Source organism: Streptomyces sp. MnatMP-M17 (assembly GCF_900091995.1).
In the GTDB taxonomy this organism is placed as follows: domain Bacteria; phylum Actinomycetota; class Actinomycetes; order Streptomycetales; family Streptomycetaceae; genus Streptomyces.
Genome location: NZ_FMDK01000952.1, coordinates 1 through 3985 on the forward strand (window position 1 = coordinate 1; position 3985 = coordinate 3985).

The 3985-nt window shown below is 70.0% G+C and carries 4 protein-coding genes; 1 reads left to right on the forward strand and 3 read right to left on the reverse strand.

What is annotated here, in order from left to right; translation table 11 throughout:
• Positions 1-594, reverse strand: a 594-nt coding sequence (locus GA0115259_RS34025; protein WP_093604059.1) for a nitrilase-related carbon-nitrogen hydrolase, incomplete at its 3' end; no start/stop codon positions are given.
• Between the two features lie 167 nt (positions 595-761).
• Between GA0115259_RS34025 and GA0115259_RS34030 the strand changes: the two genes are divergently transcribed.
• On the forward strand, positions 762-1586 hold the full coding sequence (locus GA0115259_RS34030) for a maleylpyruvate isomerase family mycothiol-dependent enzyme (protein WP_093604061.1): 825 nt from the start codon (positions 762-764) through the stop codon (positions 1584-1586).
• A gap of 248 nt (positions 1587-1834) precedes the next feature.
• On the opposite strand, the gene GA0115259_RS34035 is transcribed toward GA0115259_RS34030, so the two are convergent.
• Together GA0115259_RS34035 and GA0115259_RS34040 are read right to left on the reverse strand one after the other, a co-directional pair.
• Positions 1835-3247: an MFS transporter gene (locus GA0115259_RS34035; RefSeq protein ID WP_093604063.1), complete on the reverse strand. Its 1413-nt coding sequence runs from the start codon at positions 3245-3247 to the stop codon at positions 1835-1837.
• The gene (locus GA0115259_RS34040; protein ID WP_093604065.1) at positions 3244-3930 is read right to left on the reverse strand and encodes a GntR family transcriptional regulator; all 687 of its coding nucleotides are present in this window, start codon (positions 3928-3930) and stop codon (positions 3244-3246) included. Before GA0115259_RS34040 ends, GA0115259_RS34035 begins: the two co-directional genes overlap by 4 nt.
• Positions 3931-3985: the final 55 nt, after the last annotated feature.

The window sequence follows — 3985 nt, forward strand, 5'->3', positions numbered from 1 at the left end:
CTGGTTCCCCACCGCGCGCGCCTGCGCCAGCAGCGTCCAGTGCGCGCGGCGCCGCGCCGGCCAGCCGGCCGGGACGACCAGCAGGCGCGCGCCCGCGTCGACCAGGCCCCGGAACAGCTCCGGAAAGCGCAGGTCGTAGCAGGTGGCCAGGCCGAGCGTGGTTGCCTCACCACCGGCGAGCGTGAGCGGTACGGTGACCAGTTCCTCGCCCGCGCTCATCAGCGTCGCCTCGCCCTTGTCGAAGCCGAAGCGGTGGATCTTGCGGTACGTACGGACCAGCTCACCGGCGGGAGACAGCACCAGCGAGGTGTTGTACAGCGCGCCCTCGGCGTCCCGTTCCACGAAGGAGCCCGCGTGCAGCCAGACGCCCGCGTCGCTCGCCGCCTTCGACATCGCCTCGAAGGTGGGCCCGTCCACCGCCTCCGCCTCCTGCGCGAAGGATTCGTACGCGAAGGCGCCGACCGGCCACAATTCAGGCAGAACCACCAGCTCGGCGAGGCCTCGCTGCCGCCGTACCAGAGCCGCGGCGCGCTGTCTGCGCGCGTCGACCGATTCGTACGGATCTACTGCGATCTGGATGAGCGAGGCGCGCACAGTACCACCGTCCTGGCATTCGAGCCGTCAACACGGGCCTACGATCGTCACACGAAAGCACTGCCGGGGTGCCATCAGGCAGCGTAACTTAGCTGCCAAACCTCCCACGCAGCCCGCAGCCAGCCCAGCAAGCCAGCCCGCGTACCGCAGAACCGCCGAGGGGTCCCGTGACCGTCCATCCCAGCCTTCAAAACTACGCCGATGCCTGGACCCACTCCATCGAGGCCATAGCCGAGCTGGTGCAGCCGCTCGTCGAAGGCGAGTGGAGTTGGCGCACGCCGTGTCCCGGCTGGTCCGTACGAGACATCGTGTCGCATGTCATCGGCATGGAGAGCGAGTTGCTCGGGGACCCACGGCCGATCCACTCGCTGCCGCGCGATCTGTACCACGTACAGAGTGAGTTCGCCCGCTACATGGAGATGCAGGTCGATGTGCGGCGGCACCACACCGCGCCGGAGATGACCGCCGAGCTGGAGTACACGATCATCCGCCGCAACCGGCAGATCCGTAACGAGACCCGCTCGCCCGACACCATGGTCCGGGCGCCTCTCGGCAAGGAGCAGACTCTCGAAACGGCCTGGCGCGGGCGGGCGTTCGACGTCTGGGTGCATGAGCAGGATCTGCGCACGACGCTCAGCAAGCCCGGCAATCTCGACTCGCCCGGCGCGCTGATCGCCCGTGACGCGCTGCTGGCCGCGCTGCCGAAGGTGGTCGCCAAGGACGCGGGCGCGCCGCCGAACTCGGCGATCGTCATCGATGTGAGCGGTCCGGTGGAGTTCCTGCGTACGGTCCGGGTGAACGCGGACGGCCGCGGTTCGATCGACGGCTCGCCCTCGCTCGGTCCGCTGGTGACGCTGGCGATGGACTGGGACACGTACTTCCGGCTGGCGTGCGGCCGGGTGCGGGCCGCGGCGGTCGCGGACCGGATCAAGATCGACGGCGATGACGAACTGGCGACGGCGATCCTGCGCGAGTTCGCGGTGACGCGCTGAGGCGGTGACGTCGAGGCAATGTCGAGGCGCTGAGGCGCTGACGCCTCGGGCCGCGGTGGGCTGCTGGGCGTGTCGGATGCCATGGGGCGTCGGACGCGTCGCGGCGCCGCCGTAGCGCGGCTGGACACCGAGCGCCGTAAGGCGGGTCGCGCGCTCCGCGCGTGCCGGCCGGCCGCACCTTCCGTACGTACCGGCCCGCACGCCGTATGTACGTGCCTGCCGTACGTGCCTGCCGTACGCCCTCGCCCTCACGCCGGTACGTGCACGGCCTCCACCCGGCTCGCCACCAGCCGTTCCCGCTCCCGCCGGGCCGTCCGCGCCCGCAGCCGCAGGATCTGTACGATCCCGAGCGTTTCGAGGACGAAGACGGACGAGAACGCGATCCGGTAGTTCCCGTCGGTCGCGTCCAGCAGGACGCCGACCGCGAAGAGCGTCGTCATCGAGGCAACGAAACCGCCCATGTTGACGATTCCGGAGGCCGTGCCCTGACGCTCCGGCGGGTTCGCGGGCCGGGCGAAGTCGAAGCCGATCATCGACGCGGGCCCGCAGGCGCCGAGGACCGCGCAGAGCGTGATCAGCAGGGCGGTCGGGGCGTGGTCGCCCGGGTACGCGATCGTCATGGCCCAGATCAGCGCCGTCGCCCCGACCGTGCCCAGGGCCAGCGGCGCCCTGGCCCGGTGGTGGCGGGCGATGACCTGCCCGTACACCAGCCCGACGGCCATGTTGGACAGGACGACGAGCGTGAGCAGTTCGCCCGCGACGGCCTGCGACAGGCCCTGTGCCTCGACCAGGAACGGCATGCCCCACAGCAGCAGGAACATCATCGCCGGGAACTGCGTGGTGAAGTGCACCCACAGCCCGAGCCGGGTGCCGGGCTCGCGCCAGGACTCGGCGATCTGCTTCCGTACGTAGGCGGCGCCCGCGTGCTCGGCCGGAGGCGGCTCATGGCCCTCCGGATGGTCCTTGAGGAAGAGCAGAAGCAGCACGAGTACGACAGCGCCCGCGAGCGCGCTGCCCGCGAAGGTGGTGGTCCAGCCGAGACCGTGCAGGGCACGGGAGATGAAGATGGTGGAGACGAGATTGCCCGCCATCCCGAAGAGCGCGGCGACCTGTCCGATCATCGGCCCGCGCCGGGCCGGGAACCAGCGGGTGCCGAGCCGCAGCACGCTGATGAACGTCATCGCGTCACCGCAGCCGAGCAGGGCGCGGGCACCGAGGGCCGTACCGTACGAGGGCGCGAGCGCGAAGCCGAGCTGTCCGACGGTGAACAGCACCACGCCGATGGTCAGCACCTTCTTGGTGCCGAGCCGGTCGACCATCAGGCCGACGGGTATCTGCATGCCCGCGTAGACCAGGAGCTGGAGTATGGAGAACGTCGAGAGCGCGGAGGCGTTGACGTCGAAGCGGTCGGCGGCGTCGAGACCGGCCACGCCCAGGCTGGTACGGAAGATGACGGCGACGAAGTAGACGGCGACGCCGATGCCCCAGACCCAGGCGGCGCGACGGCCACCGGGCGGATCGCCCGGGAGGGTGACGGCGGAAGAGCCGGACCCGGAGGAGGAACCAGCGGAGGAGCCCGAATCCGAGGAGGAGCCTGAACCGGAGGAGGGGCCCTCGGACGAGCCGGAGGAGCCCGCGGACGGACCGGAGGAAGCACTCACCGCGCCTCACCCCTGACCAGCACCTTGACACGGCTGATGTGACGGCGAAGACAGGCGGCGGCGCCGTCGGCGTCACCGGTCCTGATGGCGTCGAGCAGTTCCGCGTGTTCGGTGATGTTCTTGGCGATACGGTCGGGATGCGCCTCCAGGACGGCGACGCCCATCCGCAACTGCCGGTCCCTGAGCTGGTCGTAGAGCCGGGAGAGGATCTGGTTCCCCGCGTGCCGCACGATCTCGGCGTGGAAGCAGCGGTCGGTCGCGGCGACGGCGGCGAGATCTCCGTCCACGGCGCGCTGCCGCTGCTCGTCCAACAGCTCCTCCAGCCGTTCGATCAGCCGCGCGGAGGCCGGCACGGCCTTGCGTACGGCGAACTCCTCGACCAGCAGCCGCGTCTCGACCACATCGGCGATCTCCTGCGCGGAGACGGCGAGCACGAGGGCGCCCTTCTTGGGATAGAGCTTGATCAGCCCTTCGACCTCCAGCTTCAGAAGAGCCTCACGCACCGGCGTCCGGGACACCCCGACGGCCTCGGCCAGCTCTCCTTCCGTCAGCAGAGTGCCGCCTTCGTAACGGCGGTCGAGCACGGCTTCCTTGATATGGCTGTAGACACGGTCTGCGGCGGGCGGTCGCTTCACAGGAGTCGGCACGGGAACTTGGGCCGGAGCGGCAGCGGCGGAAGGCATTGGTAGTTGAAGGCGCGGTGCCCTTACGGGTCCGTTTCCTTCGTCCCCTTTCAAT

Coding starts and splice junctions, on each gene's coding strand:
- GA0115259_RS34040 (WP_093604065.1), bottom strand. CDS start 3,930: ATGCCTTCCGCCGCTGCCGCTCCGGCCCAAGTTCCCGTGCCGACTCCT.